Origin of the sequence: Roseicella sp. DB1501 (assembly GCF_013112485.1) — a bacterium.
GTDB lineage: Bacteria > Pseudomonadota > Alphaproteobacteria > Acetobacterales > Acetobacteraceae > Paracraurococcus.
This window is the reverse complement of the sequence record NZ_JABFHG010000008.1, coordinates 187,034-213,298: the sequence shown is the minus strand read 5'-3', so window position 1 is coordinate 213,298 and position 26,265 is coordinate 187,034. Positions and strand designations below refer to the sequence as shown.

Annotated in this window: 23 protein-coding genes and 1 other RNA gene; 12 read left to right on the top strand and 12 right to left on the bottom strand. The window is 71.4% G+C overall.

What is annotated here, in order from left to right; translation table 11 throughout:
- Positions 1 to 4: 4 nt before the first annotated feature.
- Both HJG45_RS17380 and HJG45_RS17375 read left to right on the top strand, forming a co-directional pair.
- Positions 5 to 706: a DUF4336 domain-containing protein gene (locus tag HJG45_RS17380; RefSeq protein ID WP_217362957.1), complete on the top strand. Its 702-nt coding sequence runs from the start codon at positions 5 to 7 to the stop codon at positions 704 to 706.
- 146 nt (positions 707 to 852) lie between these two features.
- Complete coding sequence (locus tag HJG45_RS17375) at positions 853 to 1,041, top strand: CsbD family protein (RefSeq protein WP_171613367.1); 189 nt, start codon at positions 853 to 855, stop codon at positions 1,039 to 1,041.
- A 124-nt stretch (positions 1,042 to 1,165) separates the two neighbouring features.
- Here HJG45_RS17375 and HJG45_RS17370 read toward each other — a convergent pair whose 3' ends face one another.
- The 6 genes from HJG45_RS17370 to ffs form a co-directional block, all read right to left on the bottom strand.
- Positions 1,166 to 2,164, bottom strand: a complete 999-nt coding sequence (locus HJG45_RS17370; protein ID WP_171613366.1) for a polysaccharide pyruvyl transferase family protein — start codon at positions 2,162 to 2,164, stop codon at positions 1,166 to 1,168.
- 133 nt (positions 2,165 to 2,297) lie between these two features.
- On the bottom strand, positions 2,298 to 4,211 hold the full coding sequence (locus HJG45_RS17365) for a hypothetical protein (RefSeq protein ID WP_171613365.1): 1,914 nt from the start codon (positions 4,209 to 4,211) through the stop codon (positions 2,298 to 2,300).
- A gap of 331 nt (positions 4,212 to 4,542) precedes the next feature.
- Positions 4,543 to 5,148 (bottom strand): recombination mediator RecR, encoded by a 606-nt coding sequence (recR, locus tag HJG45_RS17360; protein ID WP_171613364.1) that lies wholly within the window; start codon positions 5,146 to 5,148, stop codon positions 4,543 to 4,545.
- A 36-nt stretch (positions 5,149 to 5,184) separates the two neighbouring features.
- Positions 5,185 to 5,520 (bottom strand): YbaB/EbfC family nucleoid-associated protein, encoded by a 336-nt coding sequence (locus HJG45_RS17355; protein ID WP_171613363.1) that lies wholly within the window; start codon positions 5,518 to 5,520, stop codon positions 5,185 to 5,187.
- Between the two features lie 9 nt (positions 5,521 to 5,529).
- Positions 5,530 to 7,503, bottom strand: coding sequence for a DNA polymerase III subunit gamma/tau (locus tag HJG45_RS17350; protein WP_171613362.1), 1,974 nt, complete (start codon positions 7,501 to 7,503; stop codon positions 5,530 to 5,532).
- Positions 7,504 to 7,579: 76 nt separating this feature from the next.
- Positions 7,580 to 7,677, bottom strand: an RNA gene (gene ffs / locus HJG45_RS17345) — signal recognition particle sRNA small type.
- A gap of 131 nt (positions 7,678 to 7,808) precedes the next feature.
- Between ffs and nudC the strand changes: the two genes are divergently transcribed.
- Complete coding sequence (gene nudC, locus HJG45_RS17340; protein WP_171613361.1) at positions 7,809 to 8,735, top strand: NAD(+) diphosphatase; 927 nt, start codon at positions 7,809 to 7,811, stop codon at positions 8,733 to 8,735.
- Positions 8,732 to 9,061, top strand: coding sequence for a phosphoribosylamine--glycine ligase (locus tag HJG45_RS17335; RefSeq protein WP_171613360.1), 330 nt, complete (start codon positions 8,732 to 8,734; stop codon positions 9,059 to 9,061). The genes nudC and HJG45_RS17335 overlap by 4 nt, the downstream gene beginning before the upstream one ends.
- A 170-nt stretch (positions 9,062 to 9,231) precedes the next feature.
- On the opposite strand, the gene polA is transcribed toward HJG45_RS17335, so the two are convergent.
- The 5 genes from polA to fsa form a co-directional block, all read right to left on the bottom strand.
- Positions 9,232 to 12,195 carry a DNA polymerase I gene (gene polA, locus HJG45_RS17330; protein ID WP_171613359.1) on the bottom strand — a complete coding sequence of 988 codons (2,964 nt, stop codon included), beginning with the start codon at positions 12,193 to 12,195 and terminating at the stop codon, positions 9,232 to 9,234.
- On the bottom strand, positions 12,179 to 12,415 hold the full coding sequence (locus HJG45_RS17325; RefSeq protein WP_171613358.1) for a zinc-finger domain-containing protein: 237 nt from the start codon (positions 12,413 to 12,415) through the stop codon (positions 12,179 to 12,181). The genes polA and HJG45_RS17325 overlap by 17 nt, the downstream gene beginning before the upstream one ends.
- A gap of 222 nt (positions 12,416 to 12,637) precedes the next feature.
- Complete coding sequence (locus tag HJG45_RS17320) at positions 12,638 to 13,666, bottom strand: tyrosine recombinase XerC (RefSeq protein ID WP_171613357.1); 1,029 nt, start codon at positions 13,664 to 13,666, stop codon at positions 12,638 to 12,640.
- 18 nt (positions 13,667 to 13,684) lie between these two features.
- Positions 13,685 to 14,362 (bottom strand): DUF484 family protein, encoded by a 678-nt coding sequence (locus HJG45_RS17315; RefSeq protein WP_171613356.1) that lies wholly within the window; start codon positions 14,360 to 14,362, stop codon positions 13,685 to 13,687.
- Complete coding sequence (fsa, locus tag HJG45_RS17310; protein WP_171613355.1) at positions 14,359 to 15,015, bottom strand: fructose-6-phosphate aldolase; 657 nt, start codon at positions 15,013 to 15,015, stop codon at positions 14,359 to 14,361. The genes HJG45_RS17315 and fsa overlap by 4 nt, the downstream gene beginning before the upstream one ends.
- A 128-nt stretch (positions 15,016 to 15,143) precedes the next feature.
- Here fsa and HJG45_RS17305 point away from each other — a divergent pair, with 128 nt between their 5' ends.
- The gene (locus HJG45_RS17305) at positions 15,144 to 17,333 is read left to right on the top strand and encodes a primosomal protein N' (protein WP_368040622.1); all 2,190 of its coding nucleotides are present in this window, start codon (positions 15,144 to 15,146) and stop codon (positions 17,331 to 17,333) included.
- Between the two features lie 24 nt (positions 17,334 to 17,357).
- On the opposite strand, the gene HJG45_RS17300 is transcribed toward HJG45_RS17305, so the two are convergent.
- Positions 17,358 to 18,584 (bottom strand): MFS transporter, encoded by a 1,227-nt coding sequence (locus HJG45_RS17300; RefSeq protein WP_171613354.1) that lies wholly within the window; start codon positions 18,582 to 18,584, stop codon positions 17,358 to 17,360.
- A 220-nt stretch (positions 18,585 to 18,804) separates the two neighbouring features.
- Between HJG45_RS17300 and HJG45_RS17295 the strand changes: the two genes are divergently transcribed.
- The 7 genes from HJG45_RS17295 (at position 18,805) to HJG45_RS17265 (ending at position 26,201) form a co-directional block, all read left to right on the top strand.
- On the top strand, positions 18,805 to 19,398 hold the full coding sequence (locus HJG45_RS17295; protein WP_368040621.1) for a F0F1 ATP synthase subunit delta: 594 nt from the start codon (positions 18,805 to 18,807) through the stop codon (positions 19,396 to 19,398).
- The gene (gene atpA, locus HJG45_RS17290; protein WP_171613352.1) at positions 19,398 to 20,933 is read left to right on the top strand and encodes a F0F1 ATP synthase subunit alpha; all 1,536 of its coding nucleotides are present in this window, start codon (positions 19,398 to 19,400) and stop codon (positions 20,931 to 20,933) included. Before HJG45_RS17295 ends, atpA begins: the two co-directional genes overlap by 1 nt.
- Before the next feature lie 26 nt (positions 20,934 to 20,959).
- Positions 20,960 to 21,850: a F0F1 ATP synthase subunit gamma gene (locus HJG45_RS17285; RefSeq protein ID WP_171613351.1), complete on the top strand. Its 891-nt coding sequence runs from the start codon at positions 20,960 to 20,962 to the stop codon at positions 21,848 to 21,850.
- 132 nt (positions 21,851 to 21,982) lie between these two features.
- Entirely contained in the window at positions 21,983 to 23,410 is a 1,428-nt protein-coding gene (gene atpD, locus HJG45_RS17280) for a F0F1 ATP synthase subunit beta (RefSeq protein WP_171613350.1), read from the top strand.
- 154 nt (positions 23,411 to 23,564) lie between these two features.
- On the top strand, positions 23,565 to 23,978 hold the full coding sequence (locus HJG45_RS17275) for a F0F1 ATP synthase subunit epsilon (protein WP_171613349.1): 414 nt from the start codon (positions 23,565 to 23,567) through the stop codon (positions 23,976 to 23,978).
- A 253-nt stretch (positions 23,979 to 24,231) separates the two neighbouring features.
- Positions 24,232 to 25,083: a ferritin-like domain-containing protein gene (locus tag HJG45_RS17270; protein ID WP_171613437.1), complete on the top strand. Its 852-nt coding sequence runs from the start codon at positions 24,232 to 24,234 to the stop codon at positions 25,081 to 25,083.
- A gap of 38 nt (positions 25,084 to 25,121) precedes the next feature.
- Positions 25,122 to 26,201 carry an endo-1,4-beta-xylanase gene (locus tag HJG45_RS17265; RefSeq protein ID WP_171613348.1) on the top strand — a complete coding sequence of 360 codons (1,080 nt, stop codon included), beginning with the start codon at positions 25,122 to 25,124 and terminating at the stop codon, positions 26,199 to 26,201.
- The last annotated feature ends 64 nt before the right edge of the window (positions 26,202 to 26,265 follow it).

The following is a 26,265-nucleotide window of genomic DNA, read 5'->3' as shown; positions in this document are numbered from 1 at the left end:
CGCGATGCCGCTGCACCCGGTCGCCACCGATCTCTGGCTGGTCGAGGGCGGGCCGCAGCGCGTGCTCGGCCTGCCCATTCCGCTGCGGATGACCGTGCTGCGCCTCGCCGATGGCGGGCTCTGGCTGCACTCGCCGGTGCCCCATGGGCCGGATCTCGCGGCGGCATTGCGGGCGATCGGGCCGGTGCGGCATCTCGTCGCGCCCGCCACGGCGCATTGGACGCATCTGCCCGGTTGGCAAGCGGCCTACCCCGAGGCGCGCCTCTGGGCGGCGCCGGGTGTGGTGGCGCGGGCGGCGCGGCAGGGGGTCGCCTTGCGCGCGCATGGCGAGCTGGGTGCCGGGCCGCCGCCCGACTGGGCGGGGCAGGTTGCGCAGGAGGTTCTGCGCGGCCTCGGCTTCGTCGAGATCGCCTTCCATCACCGGGCGAGCGGCAGCCTCATCCTCACCGACACGATCCAGGCCATGGCACCGGCGCAGATGCCGCGCGGCCTCGGCGCGCTGCCGCGGCTGCTCGGCGCGGCCGCGCCGGAGGGCGGAACGCCGCTGCATGTCCGGCTGCTGCTGCTCCGGCACCGTCGCCGCAACCGCGCCGCCGTGCAGCGGCTGCTGGGACTTGCACCGCGGCGGGTGATCTTCGCCCATGGCGCCTGGTACGCCGAGGACGGCGCGGCGCGGCTGCGCCAGGCCTTCGCCTGGTTGCTGTGACGCGGCCGCATTTTGCGGCGCGATACCTGTCGCGACATTTCGATATCGATGCGCCCGGGCGCTGCCGGCAACCGTCCTGTCACTCGCGGCGTTGCTACCAGCCAGAAGCTGCCGCGGTTCGCGGTGGTGCGACAGGAGGATCTGCCATGGACAAGGACCGGATCGAAGGCGCTGCCAAGCAGGTGAAGGGCGCCGTGAAGGACATGGCCGGCAAGGTCACCGGCGACACCAAGCTGCAGGCCGAAGGCAAGGCCGACAAGGCCGAAGGCAAGGTGCAGAACACCGTCGGCGGCGCCAAGGACAAGGTGCGGGACGCGACCGACACGGATCGCTGAGCGACACAGCAGCAGGCCGGAAGATGGCTACGCTTTGACGTAGCGATCACATCCTATTGGTAGTAGCGCCGCTGACCTTCATGGTCAGCGGCGCTACTTGTTCTAGCTTTCTTGTCGAACGCCTTTACTGCCAGGTCAGCTGCATCTGCAGCTCTTCTGGCATGGGCCATTCCGTTTGGCTGAAGCCAACCTTATGTGTGAGCGGGAAGGCCTCGAAGAAGCTTTCAAGCTGTTTCGGTACCAGCGGGGACCAGAGCCGATCGACCGACCGCATCACCTGCTCCCAGCGCGTTTCCTCGTGCCGCTGCTGCGCGAAGCCAGGCAGATGCGTACGTCCAGCGCCGCGATAGAAATCGGCGAAACGATGATCGACTTCGCCTGCCTCGAGATCAGATCGGATCTCGCCTTGCCCGGTGAACGGGAAGGGCAGACAGGGAATGCCATAGGTCTCCGCGATGATGAGCCCGTGCAGGCTGACGCTGACGATTCGGCGGCAGGACAGGATCTCAAGCAGCTTGCTGTGGAAACCGGCCCAGCTCGCCTCGTGCAGGGTGGAGATGATGCGGACGCCGTCTGCCTGGCCGCCACGATAGCGGACATGGTCCGTCTGTGCGTCCAGGCCAATCTTACTGAGCTCGGAGATATGCGTGATGACGCCGAGTTCGTATTTTGGCTCCCGCGAAGGGCGGGGGAGGATGCGTGGCAGGAACCAGGCACCATCGCCATAGACCGGCGGTGCTTGGATTCCCGCCTGCAAAAGCGTGCGGCGGCTATGCGGGCCACGCGTCGCATGCACGACATAGCGCGTATGAGGCGCGGCCGCGAAACCGGCTGAGCGGTTGCCGAAGCTACGGATCTTGGCATCGACGCCGGTGCCCCAGAAGTGCACCGTGCCCCATTTCGCATCCTGGCCGATCGTGCCGATCGCAGCGAGCCGCGTCCCATGGCTGCCATGCGGCGTGTGGAGCGATGCGCAGCCGCTCATCGCCCCTACGACGACAGGACTGGCGACATCGCCGAAATTGGCAACGCCTTTGGTGACCACGCGCGCCCAGGTGAGCGGCACCTTGCCGCCCTGCTGCCGGACGGCGTCGTCCAGATCAAGATTGGGGCTGAAGCTCATCTGCCTGCGTGTCCTGGCGCTGTTGTCCACACCCCGCGAGTCCGATCCGCGAGCTGCGCCGTGATGGGCGACCCTCGCGGAGCCGGTGGCCTGCAGGATGGAACAGGATGCGCAGTCTCCGGCTTACGGAATCCTAATCATGAGGATGTCCGACAAAGCCAAGCACGACCCAGGGCTGGGTTTCGGAATTGGTCTCTGCCGAGAGCGACGAGCAGCGGACCTCGAGCCCTTCATCGCGCGTCTGCGTGGCGCGCGCGAGCTGCCGCAGCAGCACGGTCTCGATCATATCCAGCCGGTCGGCATGGCGCGTCTCGATAGCGCGCAGCGCCGCGACCGGACTCCGCCGCAGCGCTCGCATCATGCGCAGGGTGAGGCCGGCGTGGAAATTCCAGAAGGTCATGCTCAAGCGTGGCTTCCCGCCGGCATCCTTCCAGTGAATGCCGATGGTATCGACCTTGCGAGGCTGGTTCGCCCAAAGGAAGCGGCCAGTCACCAGCGAATAGGCATTGAGCCCGCGATCGATGGCCGCCTCAATCCGCTCGTCCTGCAACCAGGGCGCCGCGTGAATGAGCGCGAGGAGCGCAGCGCTCTGGCAATCGACATGCATGTCGCGGACGCTGCGTACGCCCATCAGGAAGCCGGATTCCGGACCGGCGATGTCGCCCGGCAGCGTCACCTGGAACTGCAACAGCACTTCGACCAGATCGGCAAGGCGCTTGCGGTATCCCTCGTCGCCGGTTGCTCGCAGCATGGTCGCAACCGCCAGGATGACGAAGGCGAGCTGACGACAGAACACCGTGTTCTTGCCGGCCCAGAAGGCGCTCACGAATTGCGCATCATAGACTTCGAGATAGCGGTCGGTCATGCGCCGCATTTCGTCCGCGAGACCCGGCGGCGCCTCGACCTCACCGGCCGCGAACATCGCATAGGCCTTGGCGAAGGCGTTGATCTCCACGCCATAATCGTAAGAAATCGAGAGGTCGCGAGGCCAGGCATCAGGCGGCATGTCGGCTTCCTGCCGCATCAGGCGCAGATAGGCGGTCGCCTCGTCGTAGAAGCCGCCCGCAGTGAGGAGTTTGTGCTCGGCCGCGACCAAGCGGGTGCCGCTATGCGTGCCGGGAAAGCGGTAGGCGGCGACCACCCAGTGCAAGCGGTTCTGCTTCTGCACCACCCGCAACTCGTGCAGGCGGTCCGGCGTGAGGGAGCGGGTGTGCACGCCGAGGGCGAAGCCCCGCATCTCCTCCTGTGCCAGGCTGTAATACTCGGCGCCAGCGGCGGGTAGGGTGATATTGCCATCCTTGTCGGCGACATGCCAGGCGACCGATCCCGCCGGCGCGAGCACGCCGACGCGGCCGTAATGCACGTTGTTGCGGCCGTGGCTGAGATTGTCATGACCGATGGTAAGGATGACATCCTCGATCTCGACGCCTGGCGCGATCTCGAGCGCAGCCTCGACCTGTACGAGCATCGTGCGGGCGTCGATGCGGTAGGTGTAGCTGATGCGGCCGAGGCGTTGCTCCGCGCCATCGGGCGAGAAAGTCAGCTCGCTGCCATGGCGGGCGATGAGGACGCCGTTCTCCTCATGGCCGCTGACCTCGGCAATGGCATCCTCGACATCGAGCGTATAGGGCTTCCCGCGATGGCGGAAATGCACGTAGTTCCCGGTCAGGAACAGGTTTTCCGCGGTCCGCGCATCATGGAAGCGGATGCCGAGCATGACCGCGCCCTGCTTCAGCCGGACGCCGACATGCATCATGGAATGCACGTAGCGACCGTCCTCCGCCGTGCCGGAGACGCGCGACAGCCGTGGCGCGCTGATCCGGCGGAAGACGAACGGCGCCTCGCACATGCCATGCAGGAAGCGCAGGATCTCCAGCGATTCGCGCGGGTAGCTGCGCCAGAAGGCCGGCCGCGTGAGCATCTCAACCACTTTGGCGTTGTCGTCGGTCCAGACCCAGGTGTCGCCATCCATCTGCAACTCGGTCTCGGCGATGGCCTGGATTGACCCGCTTAGGCTGCTGCCGCAGGAGCGCAACAGCTTGCGCATCAGGAAGCTGGCATAGGGGGAGGGATCGAAATTCTCGGGACGCATTCGCAGCAACCTGGCCCTTTCGCATGGGCGGCGCGACGAGCGGGGCGCGGCACCGGCCATCTCAGTTGGTGAATGGCCTATCGGTAGAGCCGGAAATGATTGCTCATTTCATGCGCGATGTTGCGGCATAGAGCCGGCTCGGAGGTGCAACGGATCCCGCCGCAGCCATGCTGGCAGCCCTCGAGCGCCTATCAGAACCGTCACTGCCCGTCGTCCTGTCGCGGCTTCGCCGCGGCAGGAGGGGACCCGGGCCACCACAAAGCCGCAAAGCGGCTTTGTGGGAGTTCTACACCACCCGTCGCGCCTTCAGCGCCGCCGCCAGCGTCCCCTCATCCAGCACGTCGAGCGCGCCGCCGATCGGCACGCCCTGCGCCAGCCGCGTCACCTGGGCGCCGGTCGGCCGCAGCCGGTCGGTCAGGTAATGCGCCGTCGTCGCGCCGTCGACCGTCGCCGGCAGGGCGAGGATTACCTCCCGCACCGGCTCGGCCGCGCCCTCGATCCGCGCCAGCAGCGGCTGCACGGCGAGGTCCTCGGGCCCGATACCTCCCAGCGCCGAGAGCGTCCCGCCCAGCACGTGGTAGAGGCCGCGATGCGCATGCGCCCGCTCCAGCGCCCAGAGCTCGGAGACGCCCTCCACAACGCAGATCAGGCCCTGGTCACGCTGCGAATCGCGGCAGATGCCGCAGGGATTGGTCGCATCGAGATTGCCGCAGATCTGGCAGGGCTGCACCGCCGCCGCCGCCGCCCGCAGCGCCTCGGCGAGCGGCAACATCGCCTGCTCGGGCTGCATCAGCATGCGCAGCACGGCCCGCCGGGCGCTGCGCCGGCCAAGTCCGGGCAGCCGCGCCAGCAGGCCGATCAGGTGCTCGATGGGGTTGGGGTCGGTGGCCATGCCGCTGCCGGCCCGCCCGGCTGGATCAGGGGCGGGTCAGAAGGGCAGCTTGAGGCCGCCGGGCAGCCCGCCCGGGAGGTTCAGCCCGGCGGTCGCCTTCTGCATCTCCTCGGCCATCTGCGCCTCGACCTTCTGCTTGGCATCGGCATGCGCCGCCACCAGCAGGTCCTCCAACACCTCGCGCTCATCGGCGCTCATCAGGCCCGGATCGATGGCGACGCGCTTCAGGTCGCCCTTGCCGGAGAGCGAGACCTTGACCATGCCGCCGCCCGACTGGCCCTCGACCACGGTGGCCTCCAGCTTGGCCTGCATCTCCTGCATGCGCGTCTGCATCTGCTGCGCCTGCTTCAGCATGTTGCCCAGGTTCTTCATGGCGTCGGCCTACCGTTCTTCGTCAGGAGGTGGAACATCGTCATAGCCGGCCGGTTCTTCCAGCTCGGTCGGCGGGATGTCGCCGGGCTCGGCCTCCGGCAGCTCCTCGGGGGCGGCCGCCGGGGTCATGGCGCCGCCCAGCCCATAGGCATCCGCCGTCGCGTCCCGCACCGCCTCGATGCTGCTGCCGGGGAAGGCGGCGAGCACCGCCTGCACCAGCGGGTGGCTCTGCGCCACGGCGCGGCGGCTGGCCTCGGCGGCGCGGCCCTGATCGGCGAGCGTCGGCTCGCCCTCGGCCTGGCTGAGGGCGATGGTCCAGCGCTGGCCGGTCGCCTCCTGCAGCAGGGCGCCGAGCTGCCCGGCGAGGTCGCGCGGCGCGGCGGGGAGGGGGCGCAGCTCGAGGCGCCCTGGCGTCACCCGCACCGGATGCACGCTGTGCACCAGATGCGCGTGCAGCATCGGCTTGCGGCCGGAGGCTAGGGCGACGACCTCGCGCCAGGAGGTCGGCGCGGCATCGGCCGGCGCGGCCACCGCCGTGGCCAGGGCGCCGCCGCCGATCGCGCGCAGCCCGCCGCCATGGCCGTTCGGTGGCCCGGCGGGGCGGGGGGCGCCGGCCGGCACGGCGCCGCCCTCGGCGAGGCGCCGCACCAGCTCGCCCGGCGTCGGCAGCTCGGCGACATGCGCCAGGCGAAGCAGCACCATCTCGGCCGCGGCGCGGCGGTCCGGCGCCTCGTTCACCTCGCCGAGTCCCTTCAGCAGCATCTGCCAGGCCCGGCCGAGCACCGGGACCGATAGCTTGTCGGCCAGCGCCGCGCCGCGGGTCCGCTCGCCCTCGGTGAGGGAGGGGTCGTCGCGCAGGGCGGGAACGCTGCGCAGCCGCGTCAGGGTATGGGTCAGCTCCAGCAGGTCCTGCAGCACCACCGCCGGATCGGCGCCCCGCTCATGCGCCCGGTCCATCAGGCCGAGGGCGGCGGCGGTGTCACCAGCCATCAGCGCCTCCATCAGGTCGAGCACCAGGGCGCGGTCGGCGAGGCCGAGCATGTCGCGCACCGCCTCGGCGGTGACGCTGCCCTCCGGCCCGCCCAGGGCGATCGCCTGGTCGAGCAGGGAGAGGCCATCGCGCACCGAGCCATCGGCGGCGCGCCCCAACATGGCCAGCGCCTCGGCCTCGACCGCGACGCCCTCCTTCTCGGCAATGCCGGCGAAATGCGCCCGCAGCACCTCCTGCGGCACCCGCTTGAGGTGGAAAGTCTGGCAGCGCGAGAGGATGGTCGCCGGGACCTTCCGCAACTCGGTGGTCGCCAGCATGAACTTCACCTGCGCCGGCGGCTCCTCCAGCGTCTTCAGCAGCGCGTTGAACGCCGCGTTGGACAGCATGTGGACCTCGTCCAGGATGATGACCTTGAAGCGGCCCTGGGCAGGGCGGTAGCGCAGGCGCTCGCGCAGCTCCCGCACATCCTCGATGCCGTTGTTGGAGGCGGCGTCGAGCTCCTGCACGTCCGGATGGCGGTCGGCGAGGATGGCGCGGCATTCGGCGCAGACGCCGCAGGGCTCGGGCGTCGGGCCGCCCTGGCCGTCCGGCCCGATGCAGTTGAGCGCCCGGGCGATGATGCGGGCAGTGGTGGTCTTGCCCACGCCGCGCACGCCGGTGAGCATGAAGGCATGCGCCACGCGGTTCTGCGCGAAGGCGTTGCGCAGCGTGCGGACCAGCGCCTCCTGGCCGATCAGCTCGGCGAAGCTGCTCGGGCGGTACTTGCGGGCCAGCACCCGATAGGACGTCGCGGCGGGCTCCGAGGCGGGCCTGGGCGCGGGCGGCGGCGGTGCGGATGGGGCTGCGGGCGCCGCCGGGATTGGGGCCGCGGTCGGGGCTGGGGCCAGCGCATCGCCGAACAGGCCGGGGCCCTCCGGCGGCGGCGGCTCGGGCAGCGCGTCCTCGGCCGGTGCATCCGACGTCCCGGGTTGGCCGAAGAGGGAGGAAGACATCGAGGCGGCGGGTTCCTGCTGGCCGGCGGCCTGCCGGGCCGAGGCAAGGCCGGGGCGGCGCGCGCCCCGCTATGGCGGTGGAAGGCCGACAAGCGACCCGGGCAAGAACCCGTTACGGCTGCTTCCTTCCGGACCTGACCGGGTTGGCGAGGAGCCCGTCCGCGCCGACCTTCCGAGGGCACCATATCATACCCCCCCACCCCCAACACAATGGAGGGGGGCGGAACGATCGGCCGGTTGGGCGAGCCCGGCCGCCACGCGCCCCGGTTGCCGGCCGGGGTCGCGCATGGCAGGGTCCGGCTGCCATGCTCTCCATTCCCGCCAGCCGGCCCAATGCCTATTCGGGCAGCCCTCTCGACCGCGCCGCGCTCCGGCGCGAGGACGCCGCCTGGATCGCCGCCGCCCTGACCGATCCCGGAACCCTCTTCGCCCCGGTCTGGCGCAGCCGCAGCCTGATGAAGGGCGTGCCGGAGGGGCAGCCCGAGGCGATGCTCATCACCGGCGCCGCCGCCGAGGCGGTGCGCATGGCGGGCGGCCCCTGGGCCTTCCTCGGCCTGTGGGAGGGACGGCCGGTCTTCGCCGTGGATTGCTCGCAGGCGGATGACCCGCTGCCGCTGCTGCCCGAGGGCTTCGGCAGCTTCACCGATCTCCGCGCCGTCGCCGGGCTGCTGCCGCCGGGGGAGGCGAGTGTTCTCGCCCATGCCCGCGGGCTGATGCACTGGCGCACCAAGCACCGCTTCTGCGGCATCTGCGGCCATGGCTGCGAGCCGCGCTCGGCCGGCCACGTCATGGTCTGCAGCAATTGCAACGCGCAGCATTTCCCACGCACCGATCCGGCGGTGATCATGCTGGTGGTGCGGGAGGATGCCTGCCTGCTCGGGCATTCGCAGCGCTTCCCGAACAGCACCATGTACTCGACCCTCGCCGGCTTCGTGGAGCCGGGCGAGAGCCTGGAGGAGGCGGTGCGCCGCGAGGTGCTGGAGGAGACGGGCATCGTGGTGGGCGAGGTGCACTACCACTCCTCGCAGCCCTGGCCCTTTCCCTCCTCGATCATGCTCGGCTTCCATGCCGAGGGGCTCTCCGAGGCGATCGCCATCGACGAGACCGAGCTGCGCGACGCCCGCTGGTTCAGCCGGGAGGAGATCCGCAACCCGTCCGCCCATGGCTTCGCCCTGCCGCGTGCCGATTCGATCGCCCGGCGGCTGATCGAGGACTGGATCGCCCAGGCATGACATCGGCTGCCATGCGGCGGCCGGCCCTGGCGGGCCTCGTGCTGCCGGGTCTGGTCCTGCTGGGCGCCTGCGGCCTGTTCGGCCCGCCGGGCCCGCCGGTTCCGCGCGACGAGGACACGCCGCAGCACGAGGCCTGCCGGGCCGAGGCGCGCAACAGCCCCGAGGTGCTGGCGCTGAACCGGCAGATGAACCCGTCCAACCAGTGGAATGTCGACCGGTTGGCGGGCGAGGTGCGGCGGGCGGAGAACCACGCCTACCGCAACTGCCTCGCCGCCCATGGCCTCGGCCCGCCGGGCGGCGTCGAGGCGCAGGTCCCGCGCCGCTGAGCTGATCGGCACCGTGGGGGACGTCCCCGGGAAGGCCTCGAAACGCCTATCGCAACCGTCGCTGCCCGTTGCCCTGCCGCGGCTCCGCCGCGGCAGGCTGTGACGGATGCTGCGCGGGAGGAACCCCACGGGGCCCCCGCGACGGCGCGCAGCGACGTCGCGGGGATGACCTAATGCGCCTCCGCCCAGCTCCGGCCGGTGCCGACCTCGACCGCGAGCGGCACGCGCAGCGTCACCACCCCCTCCATCACCTCGCGGACCAGCGCGGCGGTGGCCTCCACCTCCGCCTCCGGTACCTCGAAGACCAGCTCGTCATGCACCTGCAGCAGCATGCGGCCGGCGAGGCCCGCGGCCCGCAGCGCCCCCGGCACGCGCACCATGGCGCGCTTGATGATCTCCGCCGCGCCGCCCTGGAAGGGGGCGTTGATGGCGGCGCGCTCGGCGCCGGCGCGGCGCACCATGTCGCGGGCGCCGATATCGGGGATCCAGAGCTTCCGCCCGAAGGAGGTGGAGACATAGCCCTGCAGCCGCGCCTCCTCCTTCAGCCGCTCCATGGCGTCGCGGATGCCGGGATACTGGCCGAAATAGGCGTCGATGATGCCGCGCGCCTCGACCGGCGGGATGCCGAGGCGGGAGGCCAGGCCGAAGGCGGACATGCCGTAGATGATGCCGAAATTGATCGTCTTGGCCCGCCGCCGCGCCTCGCGGTCCACCGCGCCGGGGGCGAGGCGGAAGATGTCGGCGGCGGTGCGGGCGTGGATGTCCTCGCCCTTCTCGAAGGCCTCGCGCAGCGCCGGGACATCGGCGAGATGCGCCAGCAGCCGCAGCTCGATCTGGCTGTAATCGGCCGAGAGCAGCACGTGCCCGGCCTCGGCGACGAAGGCGCGGCGGATGCGCGCGCCCTCCTCGGTGCGGATCGGGATGTTCTGCAGGTTCGGCTCGGTCGAGGAGAGACGGCCGGTGGCGGCGACGGCCATGGCGAAATCCGTGTGCACCCGGCCGTCGCGCGGGTCGATCGCCGCGGTCAACCCGTCGACATAGGTGGATTTCAGCTTCGAGAGCTGCCGCCAGTCGAGCACCTTGCGCGCCAGCGGCACGCCCTGGGCCGAGAGCTCCTCCAGCACGCTGGCATCGGTGCCCCAGGCGCCCGAGGCCTTGCTGCGCTTGCCGCCGGGCAGCTTCATCTCGTCGAACAGGATCTCGCCGAGCTGCTTCGGCGAGCCGACATTGAAGGGCCGCCCGGCGAGGCCGTGGATCTCCTGCTCCAGCGCCGCCATGCGGCCGGAGAAGTCCTCGCCGATGCGGGCCAGCTCGGCGCCGTCCACCTTGATGCCGGCGAGCTCCATGTCGCGCAGCACCGCGACCATGCGCCGCTCCACCTGCTCGTAGAGGGCGAGCGCCCCCTCGGGCAGCAGCCGTGGCCGCAGCACCTGCCAGAGCCGCAGCGTGACATCGGCATCCTCGGCGGCATAGGCAGTGGCGCGGTCGAGCGGCACGCGGTCGAAGCTGATGCGGGCGCGGCCGGTGCCGGTCACCTCGTCGAAGCCCATCGGCTTGTGGCCGAGATGCAGCACGGAGAGCTCGTCCATGCCATGCCCGTGCCGCCCCGCCTCCAGGGCATAGGAGATGAGCATGGTGTCGTCGACCGGGGCGACGGCGATGCCGCCATTCTCGGCCCGGCAGAGCACTTCGAGATCGTATTTGGCGTTCTGCAGCACCTTCAGCACGCTGCGGTCGGTCAGCAGCGGCCGCAGCGCCTCGATCGCCTGATCGAAGGGGATCTGCTCGGGCGCCGCCGCCGGCTCGGCCAGCATGTCGGCCTGCTGGGCGCCGGGCGCGACATGCCGGAGCGGGATATAGCAGGCGCGGCCCGGCGCGGTGGCCAGGCAAATCCCGACCAGGCGGGCGCGGAGCGCGTTCAGGCTGTCGGTCTCGGTATCCAGCCCGACGACGCCGGCCGCCCGCGCCTCGGCGATCCAGGGCTCGAGGGCGGCGAGGGTGGTCACCGTCTCATAGGGGCCGAAGGGGGCCTTGCCGGCATCGGGTGTCGCCGGCGCAGTTGTCGTCCCCTGGGCCGCCGCCTGGGCCGCGACATGCGCGGCGACGGCGCTGTTGCGGGCGCGCGTCCCGGCATCGCCCGCCGCCTCGCCGAGGCCCATGCGGGCGAGGACGCTGCGGAAGCCCTGCTGCTGCAGGAATTGCGCGAGCCGCGCCGGCTCGGGCGGCTTCACGGCCAGGGCGTCGATCGGCTCGGTCAGCGCCGCATCGGCATCCAGCGTGACCAGGCGCTTCGAGAGGCGGGCCTTCTCGGCGTTGCCGACCAGCGCCTCGCGCCGCTTCGGCTGCCTGATGCCGCCCGCCTTCTCGAGCAGCGTCTCGAGGTCGCCGTATTCGGTGATGAGCTGCGCCGCGGTCTTGATGCCGATGCCGGGCACGCCGGGGACGTTGTCGGTCGGGTCGCCGGCCAGCGCCTGGACGTCGGGCACCTTGGCGGGCGGGACGCCGAATTTCTCCTCGACCTCGGCCTCCCGGATCGGCTTCTGCTTGATCGGGTCGAGCATCTGCACGCCCGGCCGGACGAGCTGCATCAGGTCCTTGTCGGAGGAGACGATCGTCACCTCGCCGCCCGCCTCGGTGAAATGTCGGGCATAGGCGGCGATCATGTCATCCGCCTCGAAGCCCTGCTGCTCGACGCAGGCGACGCCGAAGGCGGCGGTCGCCTCGCGGATCAGGGCGAATTGCGGCACCAGCTCGGGCGGCGGCTCCGGCCGGTGCGCCTTGTAGTCGGGGAAGATCTCGTTGCGGAAGGTGCTGCGGCTGGCGTCGAAGACCACGGCGAGATGGCTGCCGCGATGGTCGGTGAGGAAGCGGCTCAGCATCTGGGTGAAGCCGTAGACGGCGTTCACCGGCGTGCCGTCCGGCCGGGTCATCGGCGGCAGGGCGTGGAAGGCGCGGAAGATGTAGCCCGAGCCGTCGACGAGCACGAGGTGCCGCGCCCCGGGCGGGGTGACGGGGACCGCCTCGGCGGCAGCGGTCGCCGTGGCGAGGGCGTTGCCGCGCGGCGGTCCGGACCGGCCCGCGCCCGCCTCGTCGGCCTCGGCGGGCGATGCGGCCTCGTCAGTGATGGCCGTCATCCCCGGCGCCCGGCTTCAGGACGTAGGTGATGGAGCAGTAGGGGCAGGTGACATGGTCCTCGCCGGGCGACATGCGCAGCCAGACCCGCGGATGGCCGAGGGCGGCAAGGCCGATATCGCCGTCGCAGGGCACGGCGCGGCTCTCTACCTCGATCTGCTGCTCGGGCGTGATGCCCGGGATGGGCTTCGGCGCATAGCCGGTCAGTTTGCCGTCGCGCATCGGGGCGTCCTCGCAGTCTGGGGCATGGGATGGCCCAGCATAGTCCAGAACGCCCCAGGGCGCGACGGGGGGGCGCGACGGGGGGCCGCGACGGGGAGGGGGCCGAGGGGGCGCCCCCGCCCGTCGCCTCCCGTTGCTTCGCCGCGGCAGGCTGTGACGCGCCTGGGCTCCGACGCGAATGAGCGGGGCCTCCGCGACGGCGCGCGGCGACGTCGCGGGGATCTAGTCCGCTCGCGGATGCGCCTTCTTCCAGGTGGCCAGCAGCCCGGCGGCATCGACAGCGGTGTAGCGCTGCGTGGTCGAGAGGCTGGCATGGCCCAGCAACTCCTGGATCGCCCGCAGATCGGCGCCGCCGCCGAGCAGATGCGTGGCGAAGGAGTGCCGCAGCGCATGCGGCGTCGCATGCTCCGGCAGGCCGGCGAGGCGGCGCCAGTCGCGCAGCGCCTTCTGCGCCACCGCCGGGTCCAGCCGGCCGCCGCGGGCGCCGAGGAAGAGCGGCGCCTCCGGCGGCGCGCCGGGGCGCAGCGCCAGATAGGCGGCGATCGCCTGCCGCACCGCCGGCAGCACCGGCACCAGCCGCGGCTTGCCGCCCTTGCCGGTGACGCGCAGCGCCGCCTCGCTGCCGGGCAATGGCGCGTCGCGAATATCGAGGGCGAGCGCCTCGGCGATGCGCAGCCCGCAGCCATAGAGCAGGGTGAGGAGGGCGACGTCGCGCGCCGCCTGCTCGGCCGGGCGCTCGGCCCGCGCCGGGTCGTGCACCTGCCCCACCCCGGTGGCGGCCTCCAGCGCCTGTTCCGGCGTGAGGGCGCGCGGCACCGGCGGCGGCAGGCGCGGGCCACGGATGGCGGCGAGGGCGGTGGGCTCCATCGCCTCGGCGCGGGCGAGCCAGCGGAGGAAGCCGCGGATGGCTGCGAGTTGCCGCGCCCGGGTGGCGGCGCCGGCCCCGGCATTGGCCCGGGCGGCGAGGAAGGCACGGAGATCGGCGGCGCGCAGGGCGCCGAGGACGGCCGGGTCCGGCTCCTCGCCGAGATGGCCGGTCAGGAAGTGCAGGAAATCGGCAAGGTCGCGACCATAGGCCTCGATGGTGTTGGCGGCGGCGCGGCGCTCGCGGGCCAGCCAGTCGAGATAGTGCCAGCGGGCCGCCTCGCCGGTCGTGGTCGGGCCGGTGGCGGCGCCCTGCGGGATGGCCGCCGCCGCCGCGGGGCGCCGGATGGCGGCCCGGGACGGGCCTCGCCGCGCGCCGCCCGGCATGGGGGCCGTCCGGCGGCGCTAGCGCGCCAGGGCGGCCGCGACGGCGCGGCCGAGGAAGGCGAGGGTGGCGATCGCCTGCTTGTTCGGCAGCGCCTGCGGATCGCGGGCGCCGAGGGCGAGCAGGGTCGGCGTGCCGGTCCAGACCGGCACCCGGACCAGCGCGTCGCGGGCAACCAGCGGCGCCGCCTCCTCGTGCAGGGTCTCGGTCTCGGTCGGCGCCTGCCGCACCAGGGCGTCGCGGCCCGGCCCCATCAGCCGCGCCACGCTGCCGCGCGGCAGGGCGAGGACGCCGCGGCGGTCCGGCTTCTCGCTCAGCAAGGTGCAGGTCTCAATGCCGAGCAGGGCCGGCAGCTCCTGCGTGACCGTCTCGATCACGTCGGTGCTGCGCATCAGCGCCAGCACGGCGAGGCGGACGCGAATGGTCAGGCCGTAGCCGGCGCGGCCAGCGATGACGGCGGCATCCACCTCGGCCTCGAGGCTGCGGACGCGGCGCCGCTCGGCGGCCAGCATCGCCGCCATGTGGTCGGCGATGCGCTCGCCATGGATGCGCCGGGGCGGCGAGAGGCTGCGGAACAGCTCCGGCCGCTCGGCGAGGAAGTCCGGATGGGATCGCAGGAAGGCGGCGACCGCATCCGGGCTCGGGAAGTCGGGCTCGGCCATGGCCTCGGCACTGGCGCCGGGGAGGATCGCGCTCACAGGATGCTCTGGCCCGACTTGCGCCAATCGGCCAGGAAGGCCTCGAGCCCCCGGTCGGTCAGCGGATGCTTGAGGAGCTGGCGGATGACGGCGGGCGGCAGGGTCGCTACCTCGGCGCCGAGCTTGGCGGCCTCGATCAGGTGCAGCGGATGGCGGATGGACGCCACCAGGACTTCTGTCTTAAGATGTGGGTAATTGCGGTATATTTTCACGATGTCTTCGATGAGCCGCATGCCATCGGTAGCGATGTCGTCGAGGCGGCCGACGAAGGGCGAGATGAAGGTCGCGCCGGCCTTGGCGGCCAGCAGCGCCTGCGCAGGGGAGAAGCAGAGGGTGACGTTGACCAGCGTGCCCTCGGCCGAGAGGGCGCGGCAGGTGCGCAGCCCGGCCTCGGTCAGCGGCACCTTCACCGCGACATTGGGCGCGATCTCGCGCAGGTGCCGGCCTTCCGCCAGCATCTGCTCGTATTCGATGGCGGTCACCTCAGCGGAGACGGGGCCGGGGGTAATGGAGCAGATTTCCCGGATCACCTCGGCCATCGGCCGTCCGGCCTTGGCGATGAGGCTTGGATTGGTGGTGACACCGTCCACTAAGCCTGCCTCGGCGAGGGATCGGATCTCCGCCACCTCGGCGGTGTCCACGAAGAACTTCATGGGCAAGGGGATCCTTCGATGGCGCGCAACGGCCGAGGTCCCGGCAACACGTTGTGCAATTTTCTGAACAAGGATAGCCGATTTTGTCCGGGTCGGAAAAGCGCCGCGGTACGAAAGACACGGCCATTGTGGCCGCGCGGACACGGGTTTCGGTCCTGCTCCCGCTGCCGCTGGCAGGGGCCTACGACTATGCTGTGCCCTCTTCCATACCCATACGTCTAGGGGAATTTGTCTCCGTTCCACTCAACCAAAGAGAGTTGGTTGGCGTCGTCTGGGATCCACCGGCCATCCCCGAGCCGAACCCCGTCCCCGACCGCCGGTTGCGTCCGATCTCCGCCACCCTGCCGGTCCCGCCCATGACCGAGAGCCTGCGGCGCTTCGTCGACTGGGTGGCCGCCTATACGCTGAGCCCGCCCGGCGCCGTGCTGCGCATGGCGATGAGCGTGCCGGCGGCGCTCGAGCCGCCGACGCCGCAGGCCGGCTGGGTGCTGGCGCCGCCCGGCGGCAACAGCCGGCCGCGCATCACGCCGGAACGGCAGCGGGTGCTGGACGCCATGCGGCCGGGCGAGCCGCAGGCCGGCGCGCCGCTGGCCGAGGCGGCACGGGTTTCGCTCGGCGTGCTGCGCGGCATGGCCGAGAACGGGCTGATCCGCCCGGCGCTGCTGCCGCATCGCCGCCGCTTCGCCTGGCCTGATCCGGCGCATCCCGGCCCGGCGCTCGCCGCCGACCAGCAGGCCGCCGGCGCCGCGCTGCGGGAGGCGGTGGCGGCGCGCCGCTTCGGGGTGACGCTGCTGACCGGGGTTACCGGCTCGGGCAAGACCGAGGTCTATCTCGATGCCGTCGCCGAATGCCTCGTCCAGGGCCGGCAGGCGCTGGTGCTGCTGCCGGAGATCGCGCTCTCGGCGCAGTGGCTCGACCGCTTCCGGGCGCGCTTCGGCGTGGCGCCGGCGCTGTGGCATTCCGAGGTGACCTCGCGCACCCGCCGCGACACCTGGCGGGCGGTGGCGGAGGGGGAGGCGCCGGTCGTGGTCGGCGCCCGCAGCGCGCTCTTCCTGCCCTTTCCCGATCTCGGCCTGGTCATCGTCGACGAGGAGCACGAGACCGCCTTCAAGCAGGAGGACGGCGTGGTCTACCACGCCCGCGACATGGCGGTGGTGCGGGCGCGTTTGTCGCAGGCCGCCTGCGTACTGGTCTCGGCGACGCCCTCGCTCGAGAGCCTGACCAATGCCGAGACCGGCCGCTACGCGCTGCTGCACCTGCCGGAGCGGCATGGCGGGGCGCGGCTTCCGGCAGTCGAGGTGCTCGACCTGCGGCGGACGCCGCCCGAGCGCGGCCGCTTCCTGGCGCCGCCGCTGGTCGAGGCGGTCGGCGAGACGATCGGACGCGGCGAGCAGGCCATGCTGTTCCTCAACCGCCGGGGCTATGCGCCGCTCACCCTCTGCCGCCATTGCGGGCACCGGATGCGCTGTCCGAACTGCACTGCCTGGCTGGTCGAGCACCGGGCGCAGCGGCGGTTGCAATGCCACCATTGCGGCCATGCCGAGCCGCCGCCGGCCGAATGCCCGGAATGCGGCACCGCCAACAGCCTGACCGCGGTCGGCCCCGGGGTGGAGCGGGTGCTGGAGGAGACGGCCGCGCTCTGGCCGGAGGCGCGGCGGCTGGTCATGGCCTCCGACACCCTGCCGGGCCCGGCCGCGGCGGCGGAGGCGGCGCGCGCCATCCAGGACCGCGAGGTGGACCTCATCATCGGCACGCAGATCGTCGCCAAGGGCTGGCATTTCCCGCACCTCACCCTGGTTGGCGTGGTGGATGCCGATCTTGGCCTGGCGGGCGGCGACCTGCGTGCGGCCGAGCGCACGGTGCAACTGCTGCACCAGGTGGCCGGCCGCGCCGGCCGGGCGGAGGCGCCGGGGCGGGTGCTGCTGCAGAGCTTCTCGCCCGACCATCCGGTGATGCGGGCGCTCGTCTCCGGCGACCTCGAGGCCTTCATGCAGGAGGAGGCGGCGATGCGCCGGCCCGGCCACTGGCCGCCCTTCGGCCGGCTGGCGGCGCTGATCGTCTCCTCCGAGGAGGAGCGGGAGGCGGACCGCACGGCGCGCGACCTCGGCCTCGCCGCGCCGGGCGGGGAGGGGGTGCAGGTGCTCGGCCCGGCCCCGGCGCCGCTCGCCCTGCTGCGCGGCCGGCATCGCCGCCGGCTGCTGCTGAAGACCCGGCGCGACATCGCGGTGCAGCCGATCCTGCGCGACTGGCTGGCGCGGGTGGAGGTGCCGAACCATGTCCGGGTGCAGGTGGATGTGGACCCGGTCGGGTTCCTCTGACCCCGCGACCTGAGATCCCGCGCCTCAGCCCCCGGCCCGCGCCGTGAGGCCCCGCCGGCCGGTCAGCAGCACCGCCGCGGCGGCGATCTGCAGCGCCAGGGCGAGGCCGGGCGGCGCCGCCGGCCCCCAGGCCTCGAGCGCGCTGCCGAAGAGCGCCGGGCCGAAGGCGTAGAAGCCCTGGTTCACCGCGGTCAGCAGGGCGAGCACCGCCGTCACCTGCTCCGCCGGCCACTCCACCTGGGCGATGAGCGGCGGCAGGGAGAGCAGGTTGCCGATCCCGAGGCCGAAGAGCAGCACCCCCGCCAGCAGCGCCGCGCCGCTCTGGGGCGCGGCGGCGAGCAGGGCGCAGCCCGTCGCCTGCAGCAGGAAATTGGCGCTGCCGGCGAGGCGCCGGTCGAGGCCCGGCGGCAGGGCCATGCCGACCACGGTGCGGCCGATCACCGCGCAGGCGGTGGCCAGGCTCATGGCGATCCCGGCGCCGGCCTCGCCGAGCACCGGGGCGAGGATGGAGAACAGGGTCGTCAACAGCCCCATCTGGGCGACGAGGCCGAGGGCGAAGGCCAGCGACAGGCTGCGGAACCGCGCCTGTCGCCAGAGCGGCCCGGCCGGGGCGGCGGCCGGGCGCGGCGGCGGCGGGCTGGCCGCGCCATCCGGATGCAGGCCGAGATCGGCCGGCACCCGGCCGAGCCAGCGGCCGGCGATCGGCCAGCTCACCGCGGCGACCAGCAGGGCGATGCCGACCGAGGCGCCGGCGAAGCCGAAGGCGTCGATCAACAGGGCCCAGAGCGGGGTGAAGAGCACGCCGCCCAGGCTCGCCCCGTTGAAGGCCATGGAGAGGGCGGCGCCGCGCCGGCGGTCGAACCAGGGGGCGACCATGGCATTGATGGCGACGCCGCTGGTCAGCGCCCAGCCGAGGGCGGTCAGCAGCGCGGCGGGCAGCATGTGCCAGGGCGCGGTGGCATGGCCCCAGGCGAGCGCGCCGGCGGCGCAGGCGAGCATCCCGGCCCGCGTCACCGCGACCAGGCCATAGCGCCGGTGCAGCGCCGGCAGCCGCGTCACCAGCGCGCCGCTGGCCAGGAAATGCAGGGTGATCGCCGCGGAGATCAGGGAGGGCGCCCAGCCCTCGCGCGCATGCAGGGCATGCAGATAGACCGAGGGGCCGTAGAAGTTGATTCCCCAGCTGCACACGGCAATGACGAAGGCGGCCGCGACCACCTGCCAGCCGAAGAAAACCCGCGCGCCCACCCGCATTCCGGCCTGTCCTCCCCGCCGTTGCCGCCCGGCGCGGCGCGTCGCGTCCCGGATCCTCGCCGTTTCATGGCTTTTCCGGCTTCGGCCGGGCCCGAACCGATCCGGCCGGGCCAGATTGCGGGGCCGTAAACCCCATGGTAAAGGCCCTGCGCCGCGCCGGCGGAAGCTTGGTGGCGGGACCCGCGCACGCGCATCTTCAGGAACAGGACCCGGAACGCCCGTGGCCTCCGCCGAGACCATTTCCTCCTCTGCGTCCACCCCCTCCGGCCTCGCCGAGCGCTATGCGCAGGCCTTGCTCGGCCTTGCCGATGACCGTCGCAAGACGGATCCCGGGGCGGTGGACCGCATCGCCAACGATCTCGACCGCCTCTTCGCGCTGTGGCGCGAGGACGAGTCCTTCCGTGCCTTCGTGGCCGATCCGCGCCTCGACAGCGCCTCGCAGAAGAAGGGCGCCTTCGCCGTCCTCGACCGCGCCGGCATCAGCGGCGAGGTGCGCAACCTCGTCGGCGTGCTGGTCGCCAACCGCCGGCTGTCGCAGCTGCCGCAGGTGGCGCAGGCCTTCGGCGCGCTGCTCGCCACGCGCCGCGGCCAGCAGACGGCCTTCGTCACCAGCGCGCATCCGCTGAACGACACCCAGCGCGCCCAGATCAGCGCGCGGCTCACCGAAGCCGGCTATTCCGGCGTCAAGCTCACCGAGCAGGTCGATCCCTCGATCCTCGGCGGGCTGATCCTGCGGATCGGGTCGCGGCTCTACGACAACAGCATCAAATCCAAGCTGCAGCGCCTGCAGTACGCCATGAAGGGGGCCGCCTGATGGACATCCGTCCCGCCGAGATCTCGGAGATCCTGAAGCAGCAGATCGCCGGCTTCGACACCGAGGCGAACGTGGCCGAGGTCGGCACCGTGCTGACGATCGGTGACGGCATCGCCCGCGTCTACGGCCTGCAGAACGTCATGGCCGGCGAGCTGGTGGAGTTCCCTTCCGCCGGCCTCAAGGGCATGGCGCTGAATCTCGAGCACGACAATGTCGGCATCGTGATTTTCGGCCCGGACGAGCATATCCGCGAGGGCGACACGGTGCAGCGCACCGGCACCATCGTGGACGCGCCGGTCGGCAAGGGCCTGCTCGGCCGCGTGGTGGACGGGCTCGGCAACCCGATCGACGGCAAGGGCCCGCTGCAGAATGTCGAGCGCCGCCGCGTCGAGGTGAAGGCGCCGGGCATCATCCCGCGCAAGTCGGTGCATGAGCCGATGCAGACCGGCATCAAGGCGATCGACGCCCTGATCCCGATCGGCCGTGGCCAGCGCGAGCTGATCATCGGCGACCGGCAGACCGGCAAGACGGCGGTGATCGTCGACACGATCATCAACCAGAAGCCCATCAACGCCTCGGGCGACGAGAGCAAGAAGCTCTACACCATCTATGTCGCGGTCGGGCAGAAGCGCTCCACCGTGGCGCAGCTGGTGCGCACGCTCGAGGAGAATGGCGCGCTCGAATACTCGATCATCGTCGCCGCCACCGCCTCCGACCCGGCGCCGATGCAGTTCCTCGCCCCCTATACCGGCTGCACCATGGGCGAGTTCTTCCGCGACAACGGCATGCATGCGGTCATCTTCTACGACGATCTGTCGAAGCAGGCCGTCGCCTATCGCCAGATGTCGCTGCTGCTGCGCCGCCCGCCGGGACGCGAGGCCTATCCGGGCGACGTCTTCTACCTGCATTCGCGCCTGCTCGAGCGCGCGGCGAAGATGAACGACGATTTCGGCGCCGGCTCGCTGACCGCGCTGCCGGTCATCGAGACCCAGGCGGGCGACGTCTCGGCCTACATCCCGACCAACGTCATCTCGATCACCGACGGCCAGATCTTCCTGGAGACGGAGCTGTTCTTCAAGGGCATCCGCCCGGCGGTGAATGTCGGCCTCTCGGTCTCGCGCGTCGGCTCGGCGGCGCAGATCAAGGCAATGAAGCAGGTGGCGGGGCGCATCAAGCTCGAGCTGGCGCAGTACCGCGAGATGGCGGCCTTCGCGCAGTTCTCCTCCGACCTCGATGCCTCGACCCAGGCGCTGCTCGCCCGCGGCGCGCGGCTGACCGAGCTGCTGAAGCAGCCGCAGTTCCGGCCGGTGCCGGTCGAGGAGCAGGTGGTGGCGATCTTCGCCGGCACCCGCGGCTATCTGGACAAGCTGCCGGTGAACTCGGTCGGCGAGTTCGAGCGGCGGCTGCTCGGCGAGATCAAGGCCTCGCAGCCGGATATCCTGGAATCGATCCGCACCGACCGCGAGATCAAGAAGCCGGTCGAGGACAAGCTGGTCGCCTTCCTCGACAGCTTCGCCAAGTCCTTCGCGGCCTGAGGCAGCGAAGCTAGGGGGAGCAGCCGATGGCGAGCCTGAAGGACCTGCGTGGGCGGATCAACAGCGTGAAGAACACGCGGAAGATCACCCAGGCAATGAAGATGGTGGCGGCGGCGAAGCTGCGCCGCGCGCAAGCGCAGGCCGAGGCGGCGCGCCCCTATGCCGAGCGGATGGAGGCGATCCTCGCCTCCCTCGGCGCGGCCGTGGCGAGCACCCCGGGCGCCCCGCCGATGCTGGTCGGCACCGGCGAGGACCGGGTGCACCTGCTGGTGGTGGTGACCGCGGATCGCGGCCTTGCTGGCGGCTTCAACACCAATGTCGGCCGTCTGGCGCGCGCCCGCATCCGCGCGCTCGAGGCTGAGGGCAAGGTGGTGAAGGTGCTGACGGTGGGGCGCAAGGGCGCGGCCTATCTGCGGCGCGACTTCGCCAGCCGTATCGTCGGCGAGATCACCTTCATGGGCAAGAAGCGGGTCGAGTTCTCGGATGCCGAGGCGGTCGCGGTCCGGGTGACCGAGATGCTGGAGGAAGGCGAGTTCGACGTCTGCTCGCTGCTCTACAACCGCTTCCGCAGCGTGATCAGCCAGATCCCGACGGATCAGCGCCTGATCCCGGCGCCGCTGCCCGAGGGCCAGGTGACGGCCCCGGCCGCCGCCGGCCCGCAGGCCCAGTACGAATACGAGCCGGCCGAGGAGACCATCCTCGCCACGCTGCTGCCGCGCAACCTGGCGATCCAGATCTACCGCGCCGTGCTCGAGAGCACCGCCGGCTTCTATGGCAGCCAGATGACCGCGATGGACAACGCCACGCGGAACGCCGGTGACATGATCAATCGACTGACGCTCAACTACAACCGCACGCGGCAGGCCAACATCACCAAGGAGCTGATCGAGATCATCTCCGGGGCGGAGGCTGTGTGATGCGATCGCGGAGCGCGCTTGTCGCGCGGAGCGTGAATCGCATCACTCTGACGCATGGTGTGCGATCGCGGAGCGCGCTTGTCGCGCGGAGCGTGAATCGCATCACCCGAACCGATTGAGGAGCTAGGAACCATGAAGAACAATGTTGGGCAGATCGCCCAGGTTCTCGGCGCCGTCGTGGACGTGCAGTTCCCGGGCGAGCTGCCGGCCATCCTGAACGCGCTCACCACCAAGAACGGCGACAACACGCTGGTGCTCGAGGTGGCGCAGCATCTCGGCGAGCGCACCGTCCGCTGCATCGCCATGGACACGACCGATGGCCTGGTCCGTGGGCATGAGGTGGTGGACACCGGCAAGGGCATCGCGGTGCCGGTCGGCAACGGCACGCTCGGTCGCATCCTCAACGTCATCGGCGAGCCGATCGACGAGCGCGGCGCGGTGCCGCACGACAAGACCTACACCATCCACCGCGAGGCCCCGGCCTTCGAGGAGCAGGCGACCTCGGCCGAGATCCTCGTCACCGGCATCAAGGTCATCGACCTCCTCGCCCCCTACCTGAAGGGCGGCAAGATCGGCCTCTTCGGCGGCGCCGGCGTCGGCAAGACCGTCACCATCCAGGAGCTGATCAACAACGTCGCCAAGGCGCATGGCGGCGTCTCGGTCTTCGCCGGCGTCGGCGAGCGGACGCGCGAGGGCAACGACCTCTACCACGAGATGGTCGATGCCGGCGTCATCAAGCTGAACGAGGGCAACACCGAAGGCTCCAAGGTGGCGCTGGTCTATGGCCAGATGAACGAGCCGCCGGGCGCCCGCGCCCGCGTCGCCCTCTCCGGCCTCTCGGTGGCGGAATACTTCCGCGACGAGCAGGGCCAGGACGTGCTCTTCTTCATCGACAACATCTTCCGCTTCACCCAGGCGGGCGCCGAGGTCTCGGCGCTGCTCGGCCGCATCCCCTCGGCGGTGGGCTACCAGCCGACGCTGGCCACCGACATGGGCGCGCTGCAGGAGCGGATCACCTCGACCAAGAAGGGCTCGATCACCTCGGTCCAGGCCATCTACGTGCCGGCCGACGACCTGACCGACCCGGCGCCGGCCACCTCCTTCGCCCATCTCGACGCCACGACGGTGCTCTCGCGCTCGATCGCCGAACTCGGCATCTTCCCGGCGGTCGATCCGCTCGACTCCACCTCGCGCGCCCTCGATCCGCGGATCGTCGGCGAGGAGCACTACCGGGTCGCCCGCGAGGTGCAGCGCATCCTGCAGACCTACAAGTCGCTGCAGGACATCATCGCCATTCTCGGCATGGACGAGCTCTCGGAGGAGGACAAGCTGGTCGTGGCGCGCGCCCGCAAGATCCAGCGCTTCCTCAGCCAGCCCTTCCATGTCGCCGAGGTCTTCACCGGCACGCCGGGCGTCTTCGTGAAGCTCGAGGACACGATCCGCAGCTTCGCCGCCATCACCACCGGCGAATACGACCACCTGCCGGAGGCCGCCTTCTACATGGTCGGCACCATCGAGGAGGCCGTGAAGAAGGGCGAGACGCTCAAGGCCGCCGCTTAAGCGGCGGCCTTGCACTGTTCGGTGCCCTCAAACGCCGGGCGGGCGCATCCGCGCCCTTGGCTCTCGCCGCACTGGCGGCGGGCCGCAGAAGCGGCCTCGGCACGGGCCACGGCCCGTGCCGCAGGATGCGTCCGGTAGCCCAAGGATCTGACTGATGGCCACCTTCCTGCTCGAACTCGTCTCGCCGGAGCGGCTGCTGCTCTCCCGCCAGGTGGAGATGGCGACCATTCCCGCCGCCGAGGGCGAGATGGGCGTGCTGCCCGGCCATGCGCCGATGATCGTCACCCTTCGCGGCGGCGTCATCCGGGTGCGCGAGAACGGCGCCGAGACCGAGCGCCTCTTCGTCGGCGGCGGCTTCGCCGAGGTGTCGCCGGAGCGCGTGACCGTGCTGGCCGACGAGGCGACGCCGCTCGCCAACCTGTCGCGCGCGGAGGCGGAGCGCCGCATCGCCGAGGCCGAGGCGGCGCTGCGCGAGGTCACCGCGGCGGATACCGAGACCCGGCGCGACGCGGCACTGGAGCGCGTGCTCTCGGCCCGTGCCATGCTGGACGCCGCCCAGGCCGCCTGAGAGCCTCACGGCACGGCGGAGGATGGGCCGGGGCGGCGACGCTCCGGCCTTGCGCGTTGCAGGCCGGGCGATGCCTGTTTGCCACAGCCCTGCCTTTTTGCGCGCCATGCTGTGTCCGGGGCGACACATGCCTTGAATCCAGCGCCGCAGCGGCGAACATGCACGGCCGGGCGACATTGCCCGCGATCCTGGTGGCGAGGATCGCCATCACGGAACAGGAACGGTCTGGCCGATGGCCGGCCGCGGGGACAGCATGAAGCACTGGCGCGTCGAGCAGGTGAGTTGGGACCGCTTCGATCCGTCGAAACTGGACTCCGAGATCATCCCGCTGGTGAAGTCGGCCGCCATGGTCGAGCGCAACGGCGATGACTACGCCATCTATCTCAAGCGCGTCTTCGGCGACGATCCGGATTTCCAGGCGGCGGCCGAGAATTGGGCGGTGGAGGAGATCCAGCACGGCGACGCGCTCGGCCGCTGGGGCGAGCTCGCCGATCCCGGCTGGGACTATGCCGAGGCCTTCGCCCGCTATCGCGCCGGCTACAAGATCGACCTCGACGCCAATGCCTCGATCCGCGGCTCCCGCACCGGCGAGCTGATCGCCCGCTGCATGGTCGAGACCGGGACCAGCAGCTACTACACCGCCCTCGGCGAGGCGACCGCCGAGCCGGTGCTGAAGGAGATCTGCCGCCTCATCGCCGCCGACGAGTACCGGCACTTCAAGCTCTTCTACGACCACATGAAGCGCTACCTGGCGCGGGAGGATCTCTCCTTCCTGCAACGGCTCCGGGTGGCGGCCGGGCGCATCGGCGAGTCGGAGGATGACGAGCTCGCCTTTGCCTATCACTGCTCCAACGAGGACCCCGCCACCCCCTACAGCCATCAGCGCTGCATCGCCGGCTATATGGGACGTGCCATGAATTTTTACCGCTTCCGGCATATCGAGCGGGGCATGGGCATGGTCTTCAAGGCGGTGGGGCTCGAGCCTCGCGGCCGGCTTTCCGATCTCGCGGCGCGCGGCGCCTGGCGGCTCCTGTGCTGGCGGCGCGACCGCTTCCGTGCGGCGCTGGCGCAGGATGCGGCGCCGGTCCTGGCGCGGGCGGCCTGACCCTGCTTTCCCTTCCGCGGCGCGCGCTGCTGGCCGGGATGGCCGGGGCCGGCGCCCTGTGGCCCGCCCCTCCGGCCGAGGCGAGCGAGGGGCTCGGCGCCCTGGCCTGGAAATCCGGCATCCTCTTCGGCACCGCGGTCGATAGCGGCAGGCTGCAGGACGCCGCCTATGCCCGGCAGGTCCGCAGCGAGGCGCGGCTGCTGGTCCCGGAATGGGAGGGCAAGTGGGCGGCGCTGCAGCCGGAGGAGGGGCGCTTCGACTTCGCCCCGCTGGAGACGCTGATCGACTTCGCCGGCCGGCACGGCCAGCAGCTCCGCGGCCATGCGCTGGTCTGGCACCAGGCCATGCCGGCCTGGCTGACCGCCGCCCTCGCCTCCGGCCCCGCGCGCTCGCATGGCGCGCTGATCGCGCATCTGGACGTGGTGCTCTCCCGCACCGCCCCGGTGATCCGCGACTGGGACGTGGTGAACGAAGCGGTCGCCAATCCCGGCGGCCCCTTCCTGGACCAGACGCCGGCGGTGGGGGATCTGCGCGACACGCCCTGGCTGCGAGCGCTCGGGCCGGATTACGTGCATCTGGTCTTCCGCCTGGCGCGCGAGCGCGACCCGACGCTCCGCCTCACCTACAACGACTACGGGCTCGAGGGCGACAATCCCTTCGCCGAGGAGAAGCGCCGGCGGGTGCTGCGCCTGCTGCGGCGCATGGTGGAGGCGCAGGTGCCGGTCGACGCGCTCGGCCTGCAGGCGCATCTGCAGCTCGACGAGCCCTTCCGGCCCGAGCCCTTCGCCGCCTTCCTGAAGGAGGTGCGCGGCCTCGGCCTCGCCGTGCTGATCACCGAGCTCGACCTGCGCGAGGCCAAGACCATCCCGGCCGATCTGGCGGCGCGCGACGCGCTGGTGGCGGCCCGGGTGCAGGCCGTGGTCGGCACCGCGCTGCAGGCGGGCTGCCGCACCGTCCTCACCTGGGGGCTGTCGGACAAGGATAGCTGGCTGGTGCGGGACAAGGAGGTGGCGCGACGCGATGGCGCCGCGCATCGCGGCCTGCCGCTGGATGCCGAAGGGCGTCGCAAGCCGATGTGGCATGCCCTGGCCGCGGCCTTCGCCGGGCGTGCCGGCTGAGCGCCGGTTGCCCTTCTCCCCACGGCGCGCGGGAGTCAGTCTAGCAGCCATTCAGGGAGACGAT

Coding starts and splice junctions, on each gene's coding strand:
- HJG45_RS17380 (WP_217362957.1), top strand. CDS start 5: ATGCCGCTGCACCCGGTCGCCACCGATCTCTGGCTGGTCGAGGGCGGG.
- HJG45_RS17375 (WP_171613367.1), top strand. CDS start 853: ATGGACAAGGACCGGATCGAAGGCGCTGCCAAGCAGGTGAAGGGCGCC.
- HJG45_RS17370 (WP_171613366.1), bottom strand. CDS start 2,164: ATGAGCTTCAGCCCCAATCTTGATCTGGACGACGCCGTCCGGCAGCAG.
- HJG45_RS17365 (WP_171613365.1), bottom strand. CDS start 4,211: ATGCGCAAGCTGTTGCGCTCCTGCGGCAGCAGCCTAAGCGGGTCAATC.
- recR (WP_171613364.1), bottom strand. CDS start 5,148: ATGGCCACCGACCCCAACCCCATCGAGCACCTGATCGGCCTGCTGGCG.
- HJG45_RS17355 (WP_171613363.1), bottom strand. CDS start 5,520: ATGAAGAACCTGGGCAACATGCTGAAGCAGGCGCAGCAGATGCAGACG.
- HJG45_RS17350 (WP_171613362.1), bottom strand. CDS start 7,503: ATGTCTTCCTCCCTCTTCGGCCAACCCGGGACGTCGGATGCACCGGCC.
- nudC (WP_171613361.1), top strand. CDS start 7,809: ATGCTCTCCATTCCCGCCAGCCGGCCCAATGCCTATTCGGGCAGCCCT.
- HJG45_RS17335 (WP_171613360.1), top strand. CDS start 8,732: ATGACATCGGCTGCCATGCGGCGGCCGGCCCTGGCGGGCCTCGTGCTG.
- polA (WP_171613359.1), bottom strand. CDS start 12,195: ATGACGGCCATCACTGACGAGGCCGCATCGCCCGCCGAGGCCGACGAG.
- HJG45_RS17325 (WP_171613358.1), bottom strand. CDS start 12,415: ATGCGCGACGGCAAACTGACCGGCTATGCGCCGAAGCCCATCCCGGGC.
- HJG45_RS17320 (WP_171613357.1), bottom strand. CDS start 13,666: ATGCCGGGCGGCGCGCGGCGAGGCCCGTCCCGGGCCGCCATCCGGCGC.
- fsa (WP_171613355.1), bottom strand. CDS start 15,015: ATGAAGTTCTTCGTGGACACCGCCGAGGTGGCGGAGATCCGATCCCTC.
- HJG45_RS17300 (WP_171613354.1), bottom strand. CDS start 18,584: ATGCGGGTGGGCGCGCGGGTTTTCTTCGGCTGGCAGGTGGTCGCGGCC.
- atpA (WP_171613352.1), top strand. CDS start 19,398: ATGGACATCCGTCCCGCCGAGATCTCGGAGATCCTGAAGCAGCAGATC.
- HJG45_RS17285 (WP_171613351.1), top strand. CDS start 20,960: ATGGCGAGCCTGAAGGACCTGCGTGGGCGGATCAACAGCGTGAAGAAC.
- atpD (WP_171613350.1), top strand. CDS start 21,983: ATGAAGAACAATGTTGGGCAGATCGCCCAGGTTCTCGGCGCCGTCGTG.
- HJG45_RS17275 (WP_171613349.1), top strand. CDS start 23,565: ATGGCCACCTTCCTGCTCGAACTCGTCTCGCCGGAGCGGCTGCTGCTC.
- HJG45_RS17270 (WP_171613437.1), top strand. CDS start 24,232: ATGAAGCACTGGCGCGTCGAGCAGGTGAGTTGGGACCGCTTCGATCCG.
- HJG45_RS17265 (WP_171613348.1), top strand. CDS start 25,122: ATGGCCGGGGCCGGCGCCCTGTGGCCCGCCCCTCCGGCCGAGGCGAGC.